Origin of the sequence: Streptomyces sp. Ag109_G2-15 (genome assembly GCF_900215565.1) — a bacterium.
GTDB lineage: Bacteria > Actinomycetota > Actinomycetes > Streptomycetales > Streptomycetaceae > Streptomyces > Streptomyces diastatochromogenes.
Map to the genome: position 1 here is coordinate 4,407,832 of NZ_OCNI01000001.1, position 19,364 is coordinate 4,427,195.

14 protein-coding genes are annotated in these 19,364 nt (G+C 73.5%); 7 read left to right on the plus strand and 7 right to left on the minus strand.

Going from position 1 to position 19,364, the window contains the following annotated elements; genetic code table 11:
• Positions 1-226: 226 nt before the first annotated feature.
• The 6 genes from CRP49_RS19810 (at position 227) to CRP49_RS19835 (ending at position 7,525) form a co-directional block, all read left to right on the plus strand.
• Positions 227-1,636 (plus strand): Cys-Gln thioester bond-forming surface protein, encoded by a 1,410-nt coding sequence (locus CRP49_RS19810; RefSeq protein ID WP_373560357.1) that lies wholly within the window; start codon positions 227-229, stop codon positions 1,634-1,636.
• A 90-nt stretch (positions 1,637-1,726) separates the two neighbouring features.
• Complete coding sequence (locus CRP49_RS19815; protein WP_097254572.1) at positions 1,727-2,260, plus strand: putative immunity protein; 534 nt, start codon at positions 1,727-1,729, stop codon at positions 2,258-2,260.
• A 211-nt stretch (positions 2,261-2,471) separates the two neighbouring features.
• Positions 2,472-4,547, plus strand: a complete 2,076-nt coding sequence (locus CRP49_RS19820; protein ID WP_257033441.1) for a CDP-glycerol glycerophosphotransferase family protein — start codon at positions 2,472-2,474, stop codon at positions 4,545-4,547.
• Positions 4,548-4,766: 219 nt separating this feature from the next.
• Positions 4,767-6,431, plus strand: a complete 1,665-nt coding sequence (gene ettA, locus CRP49_RS19825) for an energy-dependent translational throttle protein EttA (protein ID WP_097254573.1) — start codon at positions 4,767-4,769, stop codon at positions 6,429-6,431.
• A 6-nt stretch (positions 6,432-6,437) separates the two neighbouring features.
• A complete protein-coding gene (locus CRP49_RS19830) occupies positions 6,438-6,851 on the plus strand; it encodes a thioesterase family protein (protein WP_097254574.1) in 414 nt (137 codons plus the stop codon).
• A complete protein-coding gene (locus CRP49_RS19835) occupies positions 6,848-7,525 on the plus strand; it encodes a hypothetical protein (protein WP_097254575.1) in 678 nt (225 codons plus the stop codon). Before CRP49_RS19830 ends, CRP49_RS19835 begins: the two co-directional genes overlap by 4 nt.
• Here the strand turns inward: CRP49_RS19835 and CRP49_RS19840 are convergent.
• From CRP49_RS19840 to CRP49_RS19865, 6 genes are all read right to left on the minus strand, one after another.
• Positions 7,512-7,961, minus strand: coding sequence for an SLC13 family permease (locus CRP49_RS19840; protein ID WP_257033676.1), 450 nt, complete (start codon positions 7,959-7,961; stop codon positions 7,512-7,514). The genes CRP49_RS19835 and CRP49_RS19840 overlap by 14 nt on opposite strands.
• Before the next feature lie 11 nt (positions 7,962-7,972).
• Entirely contained in the window at positions 7,973-8,668 is a 696-nt protein-coding gene (locus CRP49_RS19845; RefSeq protein ID WP_097254576.1) for a FadR/GntR family transcriptional regulator, read from the minus strand.
• 188 nt (positions 8,669-8,856) lie between these two features.
• Complete coding sequence (locus tag CRP49_RS19850; protein WP_097254577.1) at positions 8,857-9,813, minus strand: ABC transporter ATP-binding protein; 957 nt, start codon at positions 9,811-9,813, stop codon at positions 8,857-8,859.
• Between the two features lie 146 nt (positions 9,814-9,959).
• Positions 9,960-12,674: an FtsX-like permease family protein gene (locus CRP49_RS19855; RefSeq protein WP_257033442.1), complete on the minus strand. Its 2,715-nt coding sequence runs from the start codon at positions 12,672-12,674 to the stop codon at positions 9,960-9,962.
• Between the two features lie 22 nt (positions 12,675-12,696).
• A complete protein-coding gene (locus CRP49_RS19860; protein ID WP_097254579.1) occupies positions 12,697-16,044 on the minus strand; it encodes an ABC transporter permease in 3,348 nt (1,115 codons plus the stop codon).
• A 153-nt stretch (positions 16,045-16,197) separates the two neighbouring features.
• Complete coding sequence (locus tag CRP49_RS19865; protein WP_097254580.1) at positions 16,198-16,602, minus strand: globin; 405 nt, start codon at positions 16,600-16,602, stop codon at positions 16,198-16,200.
• Between the two features lie 101 nt (positions 16,603-16,703).
• On the opposite strand from CRP49_RS19865, the gene CRP49_RS19870 reads away from it, so the two are divergent.
• Positions 16,704-17,681 (plus strand): methyltransferase domain-containing protein, encoded by a 978-nt coding sequence (locus CRP49_RS19870; RefSeq protein WP_097254581.1) that lies wholly within the window; start codon positions 16,704-16,706, stop codon positions 17,679-17,681.
• 13 nt (positions 17,682-17,694) lie between these two features.
• On the opposite strand, the gene CRP49_RS19875 is transcribed toward CRP49_RS19870, so the two are convergent.
• Positions 17,695-19,341 carry an FHA domain-containing protein gene (locus tag CRP49_RS19875; RefSeq protein WP_097254582.1) on the minus strand — a complete coding sequence of 549 codons (1,647 nt, stop codon included), beginning with the start codon at positions 19,339-19,341 and terminating at the stop codon, positions 17,695-17,697.
• Between the last annotated feature and the right edge of the window lie 23 nt (positions 19,342-19,364).

Sequence of the window (19,364 nt, forward strand, 5' to 3'; positions counted from 1 at the left end):
CATGTGTTCCGAACACCCCCACCGAATCGGTGGATTTGTCGATAAGCCCAGCTCACATCCCGTCCAGGCGATAACGATTCCGGATCGGATCGGCTATCAGACGATCTGACCGGCCGGGCGAGGTCCGCGTGATCCATAGGATGCCCGGCATGCCCCTCGGGGCTTGCCGATTCTGCTGGTGGGACCGTCCCCCACGTCCAACGGGTCCTGCTCGAAGGGGAATTCTGTGCTTGCTGCGTTCTCTGGGTTTCCTCGGTCCGCCCAAGTGGCCCGCCTCGGCGCCGTGACGCTGGTGTCCGGCCTGGTGGCCGCGGGTGTGCTGGCCGGCTCCGGCATGGCCGTGGCCGAGGGGACTCCGCAGACCCAGGGCGGTGCGACGGCCACGATCAACGGTCTGAAGACCTATGGCGAGGCCGTGATCCACGAGGACGGCGGCGACCAGCGGGTGGCCGCGGGCCTGTTCGAGATGTCCGTGGACGGCGGCGGCACCCTGCAGACGTACTGCGTCGACCTCCACAACCCCACCCAGCGCGACGCCCGCTACCAGGAGACGCCCTGGAGTGGCACCTCGCTGGGCACCAACAAGGACGCCGGCCGGATCCGCTGGATCCTGCAGAACTCCTACCCCCAGGTGAACGACCTCGCCGCGCTCGCCCGGAAGGCGGGCGCGAGTGGACTGACCGAGCAGGACGCGGCGGCCGGCACCCAGGTGGCCATCTGGCGCTACTCGGACGGGGCGAAGGTCGACGCCGTCGACCCGCAGGCCGAGAAGCTGGCCGACTACCTGGAGAAGAGTGCCCGCGGCACCGCCGAGCCGCAGGCCTCGCTGACCCTGGACCCGCCCGCGGTCTCCGGCCGCCCCGGTGATCTGCTCGGCCCGGTGACCGTGCACACCAACGCGGACAGCGTGACGGTGAGCCCTCCCGCGGACGCAGCCGGCAGCGGGGTGCGGATCATCGACAGGACCGGCAAGGTGATCACGTCGGCGAAGGACGGCAGCCAGCTGTTCTTCGACATCCCCGAGGACGCGGCGGACGGATCGGCCCAGCTGACCGTGCAGGCGTCGACCACCGTGCCGGTGGGCCGGGCCTTCGCCTCCGAGAGCCGCAGCCAGACCCAGATCCTGGCCGGCTCCAGCGAGTCCACGGTCTCCGCCACCGTGAGTGCCACCTGGGCGGACAAGGGCGCCATACCGGCGGTGTCGACCAGGACCAACTGCGCCAAGGGCGGCGTGGACATCACCGCGGTCAACAAGGGCGACCAGCCCTTCACCTTCGAGCTGATGGGAGCCGAGCACACCATCCCCGCGGGCGCCACCCGTACGGTGACGGTCCCGCTCCAGGAGGACCAGCCCTACGACTTCACGATCACCGGTCCGAACGGCTTCAGCCACCGCTTCACCGGCCTCCTCGACTGCAGAACCCAGGGCACGCTGACCACCAAGACCACCCAGACCCTCAGCGAGCCCAGCCCGGCCACGGTCGGCGGCATCACCACCCCGCCCGACACCGACCTCGCCGCCACGGGCGGTTCCGCGATCACCCCGATGATCGCCGGAGTGGCCATCGGCCTGGTGGTGATCGGTGGCGCGGTCCTGGTCTTCCTGCGCCGCAAGGAGACGCCCACGGGGGAGTAGCCCACAGGGGAGTAAGGGAGACGCCCACGGGCGAGTGACGGACACCGCGGCGAACCACGCCCGCCCGGCGACCTGCGGCAGGATTGAGCGGTGCCTACCAAGTCGGACAAGATCGAGCTGAGCGAACACGAACTTCGTGAGATCACGGGCTACGCGGCCGACTGTGCGCGCCGGGCGCTGTCGATCTTCGAAGAGAGCTTTCCCGCTGACACGCGCCCTCGCGAGGCCATCGACGCGGCGGACGCCTTCGCCGGGGGCGGCCGGCGCACGGGGGTGCTGCGGCAGCGGGCGTGGGCCGCGTTCAAGGCGGCTCAGGAAGCTGCTTCACCCGCTGCGGAAGACGCGGCCCGAGCGGCCTGCCATGCGGCCGCCGCCGCGTACCTGCATCCCCTGGCGGACGCTCATCAGGTGAAGCACATTCTCGGTGCGGCTGCGCATGCGGCACGAGCGGAGGAGCTGGCATCCGGAGAAGCCCCGGGTGTCACCGCGGGGACTCTTGAATGGGCGCGTCAGCACGCACCGGCGGCGGTCACCGAGGTGCTCGGCCGCCTGCCCGCCGCGCCTCCCGGCGGCGGGCGCGTGGGGGAGTTCATCCGCGACCTGGACGCCGCGCTCCGCGTCTGAGAACCCCCCCACAGCCGGCTTCGGAGAGGCCGGCAACCGCTTGTGCCTCCATTCACGCCCACCCCAGGAGCCAAACAAGCTGACACACAGGTAAAGTCCGACCACCTATTAGGAGAACATCCGTACGCACCGGCTTCCGAACCGCGGCCATCTGAGCGCGCCGGTCGGCGAGTCCGTGCCCAAGGATGTTGAGTTGCCTGGAGCCCGCGAAGTGTCAGCATCGCCCCTGCCCGCTCGGTTGCGCACCGCAGCGGCACGCCTCCTCCTACCGACGGTGCTCGCCCTGTCGTTCGCCGTTCAGGCGGTAGGCGCCCTCCTTCCCAGCGTTCCGCTGCTCGTGGCCGCCGCCGCGGTCGGGCTGGCGGCGGACATCGCCCTGCACCGGTGGCAGCGGGGCATGGCCAGCGCCCTCGGGAAGCTGAACGCGACCGTGACCGTGCGCCAGGCCGTCCGGGACCTTCTGCTGGTGACCGGCCTGCTCCGCATCGAAGAGCAGGACTACGAGACGAAGTACCTGGCTCTCGTCTGCGGTCTGCTGGTCTTCTACGCCCTGCACTTCGCCTGCCAGGCGCTGGCGATCTCCGTACGCCGCACTCGCACCCTGCCCGTGGTGACGCGGAACATCGACGCCTCGGCGCTGCGGCTGAGGCCCGCTCCCCCCGCTCTGCTGATGCAGCGCGCCGGGCAGCGGCTCCTCATGTTCGGTCTGCCCTCTTCGGCCGGCCTGCTGGCCGCCGCGGTGACCGGCTCGGCCCGGTTGGCCGCCGCGGGCATCGCCCTGTCCGCCGCCTTCGCGGTGGTGGCCGTCGGCGTCCTGCTCCTGCGGCTGCGGCCGGGACGCAGGCCGGTGACGAGCGAGGAGGCGCTGGAGTGGTTCGAGGCCTGGCTCGCGGAGTACCAGCCGACGGTGGGCATGTACTTCTCCGGCGGCACCAGCTCGGCCTACCAGGCGAACATGTGGCTGGAGCCGCTGGCCCGGCTGGAGGGCCGTCCGCTGATCGTGCTGCGTGAGCGCTTCATGGTGCGGAAGATCGCGTCCACCGACATCCCGATCGTGTGCCTGCCGAAGGTCGCCGACCTGATGAGGCTGGAGCAGTCCACGCTGAAGATGCTGATCCACCCGTCGAACTCGGGTAAGACCTCGCAGGTGCTGCGGATCCCCACGATCAAGCACGCGTTCGTCAACCACGGCGAGAGCGACAAGCTGTCCAGCTGCAACCCGTACGCGAAGGCGTACGACGAGGTGTGGGTGGCCGGTCCCGCGGCGCGCGAGCGGTACGCCCTGGCGGCCGTGGGTGTCGACGACAAGGACGTCGTGGAGATCGGACGCCCGCAGCTGGACGTGATCCAGCCGTACGCCGGTGCGCCCACGGGCCCGTACACCACGGTTCTCTACGCCCCCACGTGGGAGGGCTGGGACGGCAACCCGGGCAACACCTCGGTCATCGAGGCCGGCGAGAACATCGTCCGCGCCCTGCTGGCCGACCCGGGGGTCCGGCTCCTGTACAAGCCGCACCCGCTGACCGGCTCGGTCGAGCCCCGGGCGGGAGCCGCGAACGCCCGGATCCAGGAGATGATCCGCGCCGCGAGCGCCGTCCGTGCCGCGGAACACGCCGATGAGCGGCCCGCGTCCTCCGCGGCGGCGGAACTGGCCCAGCGGACCGCCGAACTCGACCGACTGACTACGTCCTCGTCCCGGCCGGGCGCGGACGACGCGGAGCGGATGCTGCTCCAGACGGCACCGGAACCCGGTCGGGCCGCAGCCGTGGCCGCCGCGACGGCCGCCTGGGAGGCCGCGTACTGGGCCTCGTTCCCCGCGTGGGAGCACCAGATCGTCACTGGGGCGCGGCCGACCGTGTACGCCTGCTTCAACGTGGCCGACGTGCTGATCAGCGATGTCTCCAGCGTCATCTCCGACTACCTGGAGAGCGAGAAGCCGTACGCCGTCGCCAACACCAGCGGCCTTCCCGAGCAGGACTTCCGCGACACCTTCCCCACGGTCCGGGCAGGCGCCGTCCTCACTCCGGACGCCTCCGGCATACCGGCCCTGCTGGAGTCGGTGCGCCACCCCGAGAAGGACACCTTCGCCGAGGCCCGCACGGAGCTGAAGCTGCATCTGCTGGGCCCCTCCGACCCGCCGTCCGTCGTCCGCTTCAACGAGGCGGCCCGTGCGCTGTGCGCCGAGGCCGACGAACACCGGGCGGCCATGGCGGTGCGCGCGCTCCCGGTGATCCCGACACAGCGGGACGCCGAGGCGACGCTGGACAGCGAGCACGTCAGGGGCTGAGTCCGCAGGTTCCAGGAAGCGCAGAAGGGGCTGCCACACGCCGGGTCTCCGGGTGTGGCGGCCCCTTTGGTCGTTCGTTCCGTGATCAGCCATGGCCGAGATCTGTGAAATCCCAGGTCACAGGCGTCCGGCCGTACTGGTTTCCATCCAGGGGTGGCGGTCAGGCAAGATGGGGTGTATCTGCCCACTGCCAGATTTCAAGCTGCCGGACGGTTTCTCTTGGCTGAGTACATTTACACCATGCGCAAGACGCGCAAGGCGCACGGCGACAAGGTCATCCTTGACGACGTAACGCTGAGCTTCCTGCCCGGCGCGAAGATCGGTGTGGTCGGCCCGAACGGTGCCGGTAAGTCGACGGTCCTGCAGATCATGGCCGGACTGCAGCAGCCTTCGAACGGTGACGCGTTCCTGTCCCCGGGCTACAGCGTCGGCATCCTGCTGCAGGAGCCCCCGCTCAACGAGGAGAAGACCGTCCTGGAGAACGTCCAGGAGGGTGTCGGCGAGATCAAGGGCAAGCTCGACCGGTTCAACGAGATCGCCGAGCTGATGGCGACCGACTACTCCGACGCGCTGCTCGACGAGATGGGCAAGCTGCAGGAGGAGCTGGACCACGCCAACGCGTGGGACCTCGACGCCCAGCTGGAGCAGGCCATGGACGCGCTGGGCTGCCCGCCCGGCGACTGGCCCGTCACCAACCTCTCCGGTGGTGAGAAGCGCCGCGTCGCGCTCTGCAAGCTGCTCCTCGAGGCGCCCGACCTGCTGCTCCTCGACGAGCCCACCAACCACCTCGACGCCGAGTCCGTGAACTGGCTGGAGCAGCACCTCGCCAAGTACGCGGGCACCGTGGTGGCCATCACTCACGACCGGTACTTCCTCGACAACGTCGCCCAGTGGATCCTCGAGCTCGACCGCGGGCGCGCCTACCCGTACGAGGGCAACTACTCCACGTACCTGGAGACCAAGGCGACCCGCCTCAAGGTCGAGGGCCAGAAGGACGCCAAGCGGCAGAAGCGGCTCAAGGAAGAGCTGGAGTGGGTGCGGTCGAACGCCAAGGGGCGTCAGGCCAAGTCCAAGGCCCGTCTCGCGCGGTACGAGGAGATGGCCGCCGAAGCGGAGAAGATGCGGAAGCTGGACTTCGAGGAGATCCAGATCCCGCCGGGCCCGCGCCTGGGCAGCATCGTCGTCGAGGTCGACCAGCTCAACAAGGCCTTCGGCGAGAAGATCCTCGTCGACGGGCTGAGCTTCACGCTGCCGCGCAACGGCATCGTCGGCGTCATCGGCCCGAACGGCGCCGGCAAGACCACGCTGTTCAAGATGATCCAGGGCCTGGAGACCCCGGACTCCGGCGACATCAAGGTCGGCGAGACCGTCAAGATCTCCTACGTCGACCAGAGTCGCGAGAACCTCGACCCGAAGAAGACGCTGTGGGAGGTCGTGTCCGACGGGCTCGACTACATCAACGTCGGACAGGTCGAGATGCCGAGCCGGGCGTATGTGTCGGCCTTCGGCTTCAAGGGTCCGGACCAGCAGAAGCCGACCGGCGTCCTGTCCGGTGGTGAGCGCAACCGCCTCAACCTGGCGCTGACCCTGAAGCAGGGCGGCAACCTGCTGCTCCTCGACGAGCCCACCAACGACCTCGACGTGGAGACCCTGTCCAGCCTGGAGAACGCCCTGCTGGACTTCCCCGGCTGCGCCGTCGTCGTCTCCCACGACCGGTGGTTCCTGGACCGGGTCGCCACGCACATCCTCGCCTACGAGGGTGAGTCGAAGTGGTTCTGGTTCGAGGGCAACTTCGAGTCGTACGAGAAGAACAAGATCGAGCGGCTCGGGCCGGACGCCGCGCGTCCGCACCGCGCCACCTACAAGAAGCTGACCCGGGGCTGATCGATCTTGCGTCACATCTACCGCTGCCCCCTGCGCTGGTCCGACATGGACGCGTACGGCCATGTCAACAACGCGGTCTTCATCCGCTACCTGGAGGAAGCCCGTATCAACTTCCTGTTCCGCCCGGACAAGGAGTTCAAGCAGGGGTCCGTGGTGGCGCGGCACGAGATCGACTACAAGCGGCAGCTCGTCCACCGGCACCACCCGGTGGACATCGAGCTGTGGGTCACCGCGATCAAGGCCGCGTCCTTCACCATCACCTACGAGGTGAAGGACGAGGACGTGGTCTACGTACGGGCCTCGACGGTGGTCGTGCCGTTCGACTTCGAGACCCAGCGGCCGCGCCGGATCACCCAGGAGGAGCGGGAGTTCCTCGAGGAGTACACGGACGCGGCCGACGAGGAGGCCGTCGCCGCATGACGGTGCTCCACCTCGCCGACGAGACGGAGGCGGCCGACCTCGCCGCCTTCCTCTCCCGGCTGCTCCACTACGACCGTGGGGCCGCGGTGCGCCTGCAGGCGACCGGGACCGCACTCGCCGTGTTCGGGCGGCCGCCGTCCTTCGAGGTGCTGGCGGTCCGCGCGGTGCGGCTGGCGAAGCCGTACGAGAACGGTCTCGACCTCACGCTGGACGTGACCGTCTCCGCCGGTGAGCTGCTGGAGTCCATCGACGAGGCGGCGGCCACGGCCGTCGTCCCGTCCGCGGTGACCGGTCCGCCGTGGGCCGGTCTGCTGCCGCCCCGCGGCGGCTGGCGGACCGAGCCGGGACTGCCGGCACCGGACGCGCTGCGCGCCATGGTCGCCGCCGCCGTGGCGGAATTCCGCTCCCGTACGCAGGAGTTGGCGCCGGAGCGGCGTACCCGCGCCGAACTCGACCGGATCGGGCGGGAGATCTGGTCCCGGACGGTCGGGGACACGAACCTTCCGGTGCGGGCCGTGCACGCGGCCCAGTCGCTGGGCTTCCTGCGCCCCACGCAGACCGCGGGGAACCCGGCCCTGTTCTCGTCGGGCGCGTGGCTGCGGCTGCGCACGCCGTACGGGTCGATCGCCGTACGGCGTGCGGGACTCGGCGCGCTGGACGTCACCGTCCGCTAGGCCCGAGCAGCATCAGACCCAGGTCGGCACCGATGGCCTGGGCGACGGCGACCGCGCCGGGGTGCGGGGGCAGGAAGGCGTGCACCGTGAGCATGGCCGCGCCCATCGGGAGGGCGTAGACCAGGAGCGGCTTGCGGGAGGCGCGGGCGACGCCGTACGCGATCGGCATCAGGATGATCAGGCCGACCTCGAAGAAGACCGGGATGCCGAGGACGAAACCGGCGACGGTGAGGGCGAGCGGGGTGCGCTTGGAGCCGAAGCGGTCGATGAGGGAGTGGGCGAACGCGGCGGCGCCGCCGGAGAGTTCGATGATCCGGCCGATCATGGCGCCCAGGGCGATGATCGTGGCGATGTGGCCGAGGGTGGAGCCCATGCCCTCCTCGATGGTCTTCACCAGGTCGGCGGCGGGGACGCCCGCGGCGAGCGCGACGCCGATGGAGACGAGGTTTACTCGGCCGACTTCAGTACGTGGGTGCGGTAGTCGTGCGCCGTCTGGTTCATGTGGGCGTTCATGGCCTCGCGGGCCTTGTCCGGGTCGCCGCTTTCGAGGGCCGCGAGGACCACTTCGTGGTGGGCGATGGCGTTGATCCGGATCTGGGGGACCGCGGAGGTCTCGCGGCGGCCCTCGGCGAGCAGCGGGCCGAAGGGCTCGAAGAGCAGGGGGACGAAGAGGTTGCCCGTCGCGCGCATCACCGTGGCGTGGAAGTCGATGTCGGCCTGGACGAACTTCTCCGTGTCGGCCTCGTCCGCGGCCTCCCGCATCGTGGCGAGGTGCTCGCGCAGCTCGGCGAGGTGGGTCTCGTCGCGGCGCAGCGCGGCCAGTTCCGTGGCGCCGTTCTCGATGAGGCGGCGGGCCTCGATGAGCTGCTGGGAGAGCGAGGTGTGGGCGGAGCGGGACGCGGCGCGGACCACCGGTTCCAGCGCGGTCCAGCGATCCGGCGGGTTCACGTAGGTGCCACGGCCGCGGACCACGCGTACGACGTTCTGCGCGCGCAGCTGCTTCACCGCCTCGCGCACGGTCAGGCGGCTCACGGCGGACTGCTCGGCCAGCTCGGCCTCCGGGGGGAGGGCGGCGTCCGGCGGGTACGTGCCGTCGATGATCGCGCTGAGCAGACGCTCGGCGAGGTCTTCGGAGAGCGACATCGTTGGGCCTCCGGCGGGCGTGGATCGGTGCGGGTCGGTTGCCACCGTACGGGGTGGGTGCGGTGGCGGCAGTGGGAGCCTCAGATGTCTGACGTCAGATATCTGATGTCTCTGGGTCGGTAACCATGGCACCGGGGTGGGGGCGCGTCAATACCGGGCGCGCATGTCCGTTTGGTTACGGAAGGTGATCAGCGGGGCTCGCTGTCGTCCGGCCAGACGCCGATGTGGTCCGGTTCCAGTTCCAGGGCCACCCGGTCGCGCATGTTCAGGGCCTTCGTGTACTCGGCGGGCAGTTGGAGGCGGCCCGCACGGTCGAGCATGGCGTACTCGCGGGCGACCACGGTCTCGTGGCCCGTCGTGGCGTCCACCTCGCTGCGGCGCAGCACCTCGGTGGAGGTGCGGCCGTCACGGATGGCGACCGTGCGGCGGACCTCGCCGGCCACCGCCTGGTCGTGGGTGACGATGACGATGGTGGTGCCGAGGGTCTCGTTCGCGGTGCGGAACGCGTCGAAGATCTGCGCGCCGGTCTGGGAGTCGAGTTCGCCGGTGGGTTCGTCGGCGAGGAGGACCGCGGGGGCGTTCGCGAGGGCCACGGCGATCGCGGTGCGCTGCTGCTGGCCGCCGGACATCTCGTGCGGGTGGCGGTCGCGGCAGTCGGCCACCTGGAGCAACTCCAGGAGTTCCAGGGCGCGTTCGGTGCGGGCGCGGCGGCGGGTGCGGGTGCCGGACAGCTGGAGCGGGAGGGCGACGTTCTGGGCCGCGGTGAGGTACGGGAGCAGGTTGCGGGAGGTCTGCTGCCAGACGAAGCCGACGACCTCGCGGCGGTAGGCGAGGCGGTCCTTCGCGGTCATGGTGAGCAGGTCGCGGCCGGCGACGCGGGCCGCTCCCGCGGTGGGGGTGTCCAGGCCGGCGAGGATGTTCATGAGGGTGGACTTGCCGCTGCCCGAGGCGCCGACCAGGGCCATCAGCTCGCCCTCGCGGACGAGGAGGTCGAGGCCCTGGAGTGCCTGTACCTCCACGCCGTCCGCGGAGAAGATGCGGACGAGGCGGTCGCAGGTGATGAGGGCGTCGTGGCCGTAGGCGGGGCGGTTGCGGGTCTCGGTGACGCGGTCGGCGAGGTCGGTGAGGCTCGGGTTCGTTGTCATGGGGTCTCCTGTGTGGTTGCCCCTTGCTGCTGCTGGGCGGGTGTGGGGTCGCTTACCGGCGCCGGCAGGGTGCCGCTCTCTTTGGGAGCGGGCGCCGCCCCAGCGGCACGACTGCCCGCAGCTACGGCGGAATCCAGAGCGACTGCTCATCGCCCCTCCCCCGCCCGCAGCTCCCGCACCGACCCCCGTCTCCCCGTCCACCACGCCTGCACCCCCGCCACCCCCACCGCGAGCACCACGACCGTGATCGCCGGGGCCGTCAGGGACCAGGAGTCGGGGTGGAGGGTGGCCTTGCCTGCCGGGGTCTGGGAGGTGGTCAGGGCGATGGTGGTCAGGTCGATGCCGGGGGAGAGGAGGTGGATGGCGGTCCAGCCGGTCAGCGTGCCGCCGGCCGCGGCGAGGAGGGCCTGGGGGAGGGACTCCAGGACGAGGAGGCGGCGGCCCTGGGCGCGGGTGAGGCCCATCGTGCGCAGGCGGGCCAGGAGCGCGGCGCGTTCGGGAGCCGCCCGCAGCAGCGCGAGGAGCAGGGCGAGGACGGCGAAGCCGGCGCCCGCGGCCACCGCCGCCGTGTAGACGTGCCCGGCACCGGTCTGCAGGGGCGAGTCGGCGTACCGGGACCGCACCTCGGCCAGGGTCTGCACCGTGACCGAGGCGGGGGCCGCGCGGCGCAGCGCTTCCGCGTCCAGGTGGGCGCCGGTCAGCAGCAGCGTCGTCGGGCGGGCGGCCGCCGCCGGGAGCCCGGCGCGGTTCACGATCAGGAAGTCGGCGCCGGGCACGGCCGGGGTGCGGTCGAGGACGGTGGTGATCCGGACGGTGACCGCGCTGCCGTCGTTCAGCCGTACCAGGAAGGGACGTCGGGTGCCGTACGCGCGGGCGACGGAGGGGGAGGCCAGGGCGGGAAGTGTCCTCGAGTTCTTCAGCCCACTCGCCGGGAAGGTCCCCAGACCGGTGTCGGCCGCCAACCGGCCGTACGCGGCCGGGTCCACCCCGACCAGCGTCACCGTGTCCTCCTCGTCCAGCGGCTTCGCGTCGTACGTGATGCTCGCCGCCGCCACCCCGTGCACCCCGGGCAGCGCGCGCACCCGGGCGGCCAGGTCCGCCGGGAGCGGGACGGCCGCGTCCATGCGGGCGTCGGCCCCGACGGTGAGCAGGGCCGCGCGGTCCCGGGCCTCGGCCACGCCGGCCAGGACCGAGCCGCCGAAGGCCGCCGTGGTCAGCGCGGTCAGCAGGGCCAGCAGGGGCAGTACCGCGGAGGCCTGGGTGCGTCCCGCGCGGGCCAGGGACAGATGGCCCACCGCCCCGCGCAAGCGCCCGGCCGGGCGGGCGAGGCGGCGCAGCAGCAGGGGGTAGAGGCGGAGCAGCAGCAGGGCCGCGATGATGCCGGTCAGCACCGGGGCCAGGGACACCAGCTGGCCGGCCGACGTGCCGCTTCTGCGCAGGGTCGCCACCGCCCCGGCCGCCAGCGCCAGCAGGGTCAGCTCGGCGACGGTACGGCGCCGGGAGGGTCGTACGGCCGTCACGTCCGCACGCGGGGCCGTCAGCTGTACCGACCGGTGGGCGAGCACGGCGCGCAGCGGGAGGGCGGCGCAGGCGGTGAGCGTGACGGCCAGCGCGGCGGCCACGGCGTGACCGGTCCGGGCGTCAGGGAAGAGGAGGAGCGCGGCGCCCAGGCCGACCGCGCCCGCGGGTACGGCGACCACGGCGGTCTCGGCCAGCAGCCGGCCGGTGAGGCCGGGCAGGGAGGCGCCCCGGGCGCGGAGCAGGGCGAGTTCGGTGCGGCGGCGGTCGGCGGCCAGGCCGCCCGCCATGAGCAGCACGACGACGGCGACCGTGGCGGTGCCGGCGGCGGCCACCGCGACCAGCGGGGAGATGTTCGAGCGCAGCCGGGAGAAGGCGGCGAGGACGTCGTCCAGGCCGGTGTCGACGTCGCTCTCCTCGCCCGTGGCGGTACGGGCGCGCTGCAGGCCGGGGCCGGACTCCAGGGAGGCGACTGCGGACTTCAGGCGGTCCAGTTCGTGGGCGCGCAGGCCGCCGAGGTCCGGGGCGAAGTACCAGTAGCGGAAGGGCTCTCCGCGCGTGCCCACCAGGGCGGGGGCCGCCTCCTGGGGCAGCAGGAGCGCGCCGAGCCAGTAGGTCAGCGGCGGGCCGGGCTGGGGCAGCCGCATCAGACTGGGCGTGCGCAGCAGCGGGACGGTCGACCAGTAGGCGCCGGCGGGCTCGCGCGGGGCGAGGATGCCGGTGACCCGGACGGCGAGCGGGCCGCGGCCGACGCCGGGCACGTGGATGACCGAACCCACCTTGATGTGCAGGCTCTTGGCGGTGGCGGCGGTGACGGCGGCCTCCACCTCGGGCGACATGGTGTCCACCGGGCCCGTGGCGCGCGGCAGCCGTCCCGCGCGGACGTCGGCGTGTCCGGCCAGGCCGCTCTGCGCGACCAGCGAGACATGGGCGAGCAGACCGCTCGGGCGCGGGATCCAGGGATCGGCCACCGCCGGGCTGGTCCCGGTCGCGATGCCGTACGCCGACTGGTCGCGGTCGACGGACAGCGAACCGCCGACCGCGCCCAGCAGCTTCTCGTACTGCCGTTTCAGCACGCCGGGGCGGAACAGCGTGTCCGGGTCGTCGCTGGACATGCCGTACAGGGGCAGCGGCGCGCTCACCCGCACGGTGGTGCGCTCGGGGCGGGCCTGGTGGAGCGTGTGCACCAGCCCCGCGTCCTCGTACCGCTCGACCGCCCGCGGAAAGGCTCCCGCCAGACAGGCGGTCACCACGACCAGCAGCGCGAGCGCGAGCGCGGCACCGGGCGCGGCCCGCAGCCGGGTACGCACCCAGGGGGCGACCACGGCAGGCGAGGAACTCACGTCAGCCGGCGAGGAACTCACCTCACTCACCCCTCTGTTCGCGCAGTGCCTGTGCCGGGTCCGTCCGCCGTACGGTCGCCGTCGCCGCGACCGCCAGCGGAGCCGCGGCGACGGCCACCAGAAGCAACGCCACGCGCGCGGGCGGGAGTTGGACCAGCAGGTCCGGTACGGGGCGGGTGGCATCGCCGGTCAGGACGATCAACGGGAGGACTCCACGGGCCAGTACGGTGCCGAGGGCGACGCCCACCGCCAGGGCCAGGCCCACCAGGACGGCCTGTTCGGCGGCGACCGTGCGGGCCAGCCGGCGGCGTGGGGCGCCGAGGGCGCGCAGCACGGCGAAGTCCGCCTCGCGCGCCCGCAGCGACCCGACGGCGCCCACGGCGAAGCCGACCGCGGCCAGGGCCGCCGCCACCACGGCCGCCGCGGCGAACGCGGCCGTGGGACCGGCACCGAACGGGTCGTCGCGCAGCTCGGCGGCGATCTCGTCCCGGACCACCACCTGCCCCGGGTCGATGACATCCGGCAACGCCCGTACGGCGGCGGCGACCTGGGCCGCCTCGCCCGGCGCGGTGCGCAGCCACCACTCGGTGGGCGTGACGCTCTCCCCGTACCGCGCCTGCAACGCCCGGTTCGCGGCCCGCAGATCGACCAGCACGGCACCGCCGTCATGGCTGCCCGAGCTGCCGGTCGTGGGCAGCGCGCGCACCGCCCGGACGATCCGCACCGGGATGCTCTGGTCGCCGATCTGCACGTCCACGCGCTGCCCGGTGCGGGCGCCCGCCGAGTCCAGGAACCGGTCGGTCACGACGGCCCGCACCTCGGGCGGCGCGGGACGCGCCACCTGGAGCTGCACGGACACGGTGGCGACCGTCCAGCCCGGGTCCGGCAGGTACCCGGTGCCGTAGGAGACGGTGAGCGGCCGGGTGGAGACGATCCGCGGCCGGGTGGGGCTGCTGGCGGGGGTCGAGACGGCCGCGCCGCCGGTGTGCACGGCCGTGGTCCAGGAAGCGGGCAGGGCGAGCGGGCGCCGGGTCCCGTCGGTTCCCTCGGCGGTCAGGTCCCCGACCGTGAGCCGGTGTCGCTCCGCCCGCTCGGCGGGCTGGAGCATGTCCAGCTGGAGTGCGGTGAGGATCGCCGGGCCGGGGGCGGAGCCGAGGTCGAGGGTGAGGGTGTGCGCGCGGCCGTCGGCGGGGAGCCGGCCGAACGGCACCTGGTACGGCACCCCGTACCGGTCCTCGAGTCCGACCGTGACGTCGGCGGTCGTCCCGGGGCCGGCGGAGCTGCGCAGAGTCGCCGTCAGCCGCAGCCGCGCGGTGTGCGCCGGCACCCGGGCCCCGGCCGGGGAGTCCTTCGGCGTCAGAGCGGCCAGCAGCGGCTTCACCGGTACGGCCGCCAGGTCCGGGCGCATCAGCATCGCGTCCCCCGCGCGCGCGGTGTCCACGGCCAGCACGGTCGCCGTACGGTCGCCGGACAGCGGCTCCTCGGCGCGTGCGGCGGGCACGGCCTCGCGTACGTGGGGAAGCGCGGCGTACGCGTCCGTACGGCCCAGCTCCCCGTCCCCCGCGGACAGCACCCGCACCGGCACTCCGGCGCGGAAGTCGGCCTGGTCGTCCTGCGAGCGGTCCCAGGAGGACGCCTGCCCGATGGCCAGCATGCCGAGCGCCACGGCGAGGACGAGCAGCAGCACCGGGCCCGCGGCGCGTGCGGTGCGGCGGCTGAACTGCCAGCCGGCCAGCGCCATCGGCAGCCCCCGCCCGGCCGCCGCCCACCGCTCGGCGAGCCGCGCCACGGGCGGCAGCAGCCGTAGCGTCAGCACGGTCCCGGCGAGCAGCGCCAGCGCCGGCGCGGCGACCAGCAGGGGGTCCACCCCGAGCGCCCCCGACCGGTCGGCGGCGACACTCCCCGAGTCCTGCTGCGCCAACTGCCAGTAGGCCACCGCGGCCACGGCGAGCAGGCCCAGGTCGCCTCCGGCGCGCAGCGGGGTGGGGAGCAGACCGGCACCGGCGCGGCGGGCGCGCGGACGGGAGCCGGGCGAGCCGGCCGAACGGCCCCTTCCGAAGCGGGAGAGCGGCCGTCGCGCCCGGCGGCCCGGTTCCGCACGCCGCCCGCGCCGCTCCGCGTCCGCCCCCGTCAGCGCCGGTGGCGTCACCGTCAGCGCGCAGCCCAGGGCCACCGCGGCCGCCACCAGCCACACACCGGGGCTGGCACCGGGCGGGAGGTCCAGACGCAGGTCGAGGCGGGCCAGGGGCCCGTGCGCGGTCAGCAGAGTGGTGAGCGGTCCGGCGAGCAGGGGCGCGCAGACGGCCGCCGGGAGGGCGAGCAGCAGCGACTCGGCCGCGGCGAGCGCCGCGATCCGGGCCCGGGAGGCGCCGCGGGCCCTGAGCAGCCCGGTCTCGGCCGCCCGTTCGGCGCCGAGCAGCCGGGCCACCAGCAGCAGCGCGTACCCGGCGAGCAGCACCAGCTGGAGCGCGACGATCAGCAGGGTCGAGCGGGCGACCAGCAGCGAGCGGTCGGCCCGGTCCAGGACGTCCGGCAGCGAGGTGGTCGACGCGGTCACCCCGCTCAGGGCGTGGGACGTGCGCAGCGCCGCGCTCCCGGTCCGCGCCGCGTCCCGCAGCGCCCCGATCCGTCCGGTCGTCACGGAGCCGAAGTCGGCCGACGCCAGCCAGGCCGTCGGCCCGGCGCTCACCCGTCCGCCGGCGAGCACCGAGGGGTCGGCGAGCAGCGGCCCGTACGTCGTGAAGCCGGACTCCTTCACCCCGCGCCCGAGCAGGTCGTCCAGCTGCCAGTACGGCGCGTTCGCGGAGGCGGGCCGGTACAGCCCGGTGACGCGTACCCGCACCTTCCCCTCGCCCAGCCGGTCGGCCAGGGTGAGGCGGTCGCCCGGCTTCAGGCCGAGCGGCCGGGCCGCCGCCTGGGGGAGCGCCACCTCGATCTCGCCGCCCGTCCGGCCCGGAAGCCGGCCGGCGACCGGCCGCACCTGCGTGCGGTCCAGCGCGGCGAAGAAGGTCAGATCCGGGTCGCCCGACCGCTCGGCGGGCGGCTGCAGCGAGCGGGGCAGCGCGTACGGGCCCGAGCGGCGCAGCGTCCGTAAGGTCACCGGCAGCCCGTCGAAGGTCCGGCGCGCGCCCTGGCGTACGGCGGTGTCGGCGGCGGCGCGCCCGTCGGCCGGTACCTCGGCCTTCACGATCAGCGAGGTGGCGGCCGCGTTGCCCGGGTCGCTCAGCACATGGCGCAGCGCCGCGTCCCCGATCGCGCCCGAGTACGCAGTGAGCGTCGCCAGCACCGCGGTGGTCAGCAGCACCGTGAGCAGGGTGGAGCCGAGCAGCAGGCGGTGTGCCCGCGCGCGTGCCAAGACGAACCCCGTCACCCTGCCCCCGTGTTGTCCGGACTTCCTGAACTCCCAGACCTTTGGGCGATGTTGGCAGAGGCGACGGGCCGAAGGTAAGCGTTTGTCGATCGGTCTATACCGGATCGTGACCGGATTCCGGCGCCGGACGACCGGAATCCGGCGTTCAGCGGGTCACTCGGCGGTGTTCACCATCGACTGGGCCGCGTACGTCAGGTAGTTCCACAGCGTCCGCTCGTGCTCCTCGGACAGCCCCAGCTCGTCGACGGCCACCCGCATGTGCTTCAGCCAGGCGTCGTGCGCGGCCCGGTCCACGGTGAACGGGGCGTGCCGCATCCGCAGCCGGGGGTGGCCACGGTTCTCGCTGTACGTCGTCGGGCCGCCCCAGTACTGCATCAGGAACAGGGTCAGCCGCTCCTCGGCCGGGCCCAGGTCCTCCTCCGGGTACATCGGCTTGAGGAGCGGGTCCCCGGCGACTCCCTCGTAGAAACGGTGGACGAGCCGGCGGAAGGTCTCCTCCCCGCCGACCTGCTCGTAGAAGGTCTGCTCCTGAAGCGTGCCGCGCCGAATCTCTTTCACGCGTCCATGGTCTCAGACGGGGTGACCCAGGACTCAAGGCTTAGGACCCCGTCCTGCGGAGGCGGGCCTGCTGCGGCACGAGGCAGCCCTACTGTGGACATATGGGCGCCTACGACACCGAGATCGACGTGCTCGCCGCCGTGGCGCGGGCCGCGCTGGTGCGGGAGATCGACGCCGAGGGGGTCTGGGACGAGGACCAGGTGTGGCGGGAGGCGTTCGCGGAGGTCCCCCGGCACCTGTTCGTGCCCTACTACTACGTCGGCGTCAGGGGCGGCTACGAGCGCCGCTGGCGCGAGAGCCCGGACCCCGAGGAGCGCAAGCGCTGGGTGTCCGGCGCCTACGCCGACACCCCGCTGGCCACCCGGCTGCGCGACGGCGAGCTGATCTCCTCCGCCAGCCAGCCCTCGCTGATGGCGAAGATGCTGGTCGCCCTGCGGGTCGAGGACGGCAACCGGGTCCTGGAGGTGGGCGCCGGCACCGGCTACAACGCGGCGCTGCTCGCCCAGCGGCTCGGCGACGACGACCTCGTCACCACCATCGACCTGGAACCGGAGATCACCGAGTCGGCCCGGCAGCACCTGGCCCTGGCCGGGTACCGCCCGGTGGTCGTCACCGGCGACGGCGCGCGCGGGGTGCCCGAACGAGCCCCCTTCGACCGGATCATCGCCACCTGCACGCTGCCCACGGTGCCGCGCGCCTGGCTCGACCAGTGCAGCCCCGGCGCCCGCATCCTGACCCCGTTCGCGACCGGACTGCTCGCCCTCGCCGTCACCGACCCCGGGCACGCCGAGGGCCGTTTCCTGTCCACGCCCGCCTACTTCGTGCCCCTGCGGGGCACGGGCCGGGCGGAACCCGGGGCGGTGTCCCTGCACGGGCTGCCGCGCCCGGCCCGCGAGCACGAGCTGTTCCGCTTCCTGCTCGCCCTGACCCACGGCGCCTTCGACCCCCAGGACGCCTACGCCCTGTGGGAGCGCGAGGGCAGACCGCACCGCGCCCGGTACGGCGTCACGGTCAGCGGCGAGCGCGCCTGGGCATGGCTGGACGCCCCGGAGGGGCCGCACACCTGGCCCCTCCCCTAACCGTCGTCCGTGTTCAGCCCCTGCGGACGGTGATCGTCGTCCAGGCGCCCACGTGCACCCGGTCGCCGTCCTGCAGCGGCACCGGCACGAACGGCTGGATCGGTTCGTCCGAGCCGTTGACCGTGGTGCCGTTCGTCGAGTTCTGGTCGACGATCGCCCAGCTGCCGTCCGGCTGCTGGACCAGCACCGCGTGCTGGTGCGAGACGCCCGGGTCCTCCGGCGGCACCGACAGGTCGATGTCGGGGGTGTCGCCGGTGGAGTGCCGGCGGCGGCCGATGGTGACCTGGTTGCCGGTGAGCGTGCGCTGCTGCTCGGGCGAGTACGCGGGCAGGTTGAGACCCGCGGCCTCGGGCCCCGAGCGGTGCATCATCGCCATGAAGTACTCGCGGTCCGGGCCGATGGTCGCCGTCCACGTCGTCGGACCCTGCGGCGCCGGCGGGAAGCCCAGACCGGGCGGGGCCTGGGTGGCGCCGGGCGGCGGGTAGCCGTAGCCGCCCTGTCCACCGCCGGGAACACCGGGACCACCGGGGCCACCAGGGCTTCCGGCCGACGGCGGGGAGATCACCCAGTCGTCCTCACCGCCGCCGAAGGCCGGACCGCCGGTCGGGGGCCGGCCGGTCTCCCGCGGGAACGCGGGCGGCGCGGGCGGGCCGGACTGCTGGAAGGCCTGCGGCGCACCGCCGGCCGTACCGCCGGGACCGGCGGGCGGGGTCGGCCCGGGCGGCGGCGGAACCGGACGGGAGGGGTCGCCACCGAAGCCGGAGGGGCCGGGCGCACCGGGGCCGCCGGGACCGGAGGGCTCACGGCCGAAGGGCGGAGGGCCGGAGGGGCCGCCGGGCCCACCGGGGTTCTGGCCGGGGCCACCGCCGAAGCCGGACGGGCCGCCGGGGCCACCAGGACCGCCAGGCCCCTGCCCACCGCCGAAGCCGGACGGGCCGCCGGGACCGCCCTGGCCCTGAGTACCGCCGAAGCCCGAAGGACCGCCGGGTCCACCCTGGCCCTGCCCCGGACCGCCGCCGAAGCCGGACGGACCGCCGGGCCCGCCGGGACCGCCCTGGCCCTGAGTACCGCCGAAGCCCGAAGGACCGCCGGGTCCACCCTGGCCCTGCCCCGGACCGCCGCCGAAGCTCGGCGGAGGGCCGGACGGACGCTGGTTGCCGCCGAAGCCGCCCGGGCCGCCCGAGGTGGGCGGCGGGCCGGGCGGGGTGCGCTCGCCGGCGAACGGCGTCGGGCCCGAGGGCTCGCTGCCGAAGGACGGGATCGGCTCGGCGGGCCGGTTCACCTGCGAGGGCCGCGAGCCCTGGTACTCGTACGAGTCACCGCCGCCGTACGTCGAGCTGGGCGGCTGGAAGCGCGGCTGGGCCGGGCGCGGGGCGGCCGGGGTGTAGGAGGTGGCCGTGTTGGTCAGGAAGTTCCACCGGCACTCCTCGCAGAAGGGCGCGCCGCCCTCGCGGGGCGTACGGCACTGCGGGCACAGCTCCGGCTCGGGCGCGCCCTGCGGGCGGCCGCCGGCCTGGGTGCCCTGCGGGGGCGGGAAGCCGTAGCCGCCGGCGGCCGGGGGCGGTGGTGGGGGCGGAGGTACGGCACCGGCCATGCGGTGACCGCAGACCTCGCACCAGTCGTCGGAACCCGACTGGTGTCCGTTCGGGCAGGTCGGCATGTCGGCGCTTCCCCCTCTCCTTC

Excerpts from the sequence above, each read along its gene's own strand:
- CRP49_RS19835 (WP_097254575.1), top strand. The coding sequence starts at position 6,848 with ATGACGGTGCTCCACCTCGCCGACGAGACGGAGGCGGCCGACCTCGCC.
- CRP49_RS19845 (WP_097254576.1), bottom strand. The coding sequence starts at position 8,668 with ATGTCGCTCTCCGAAGACCTCGCCGAGCGTCTGCTCAGCGCGATCATC.
- CRP49_RS19850 (WP_097254577.1), bottom strand. The coding sequence starts at position 9,813 with ATGACAACGAACCCGAGCCTCACCGACCTCGCCGACCGCGTCACCGAG.
- CRP49_RS19870 (WP_097254581.1), top strand. The coding sequence starts at position 16,704 with ATGGGCGCCTACGACACCGAGATCGACGTGCTCGCCGCCGTGGCGCGG.
- CRP49_RS19875 (WP_097254582.1), bottom strand. The coding sequence starts at position 19,341 with ATGCCGACCTGCCCGAACGGACACCAGTCGGGTTCCGACGACTGGTGC.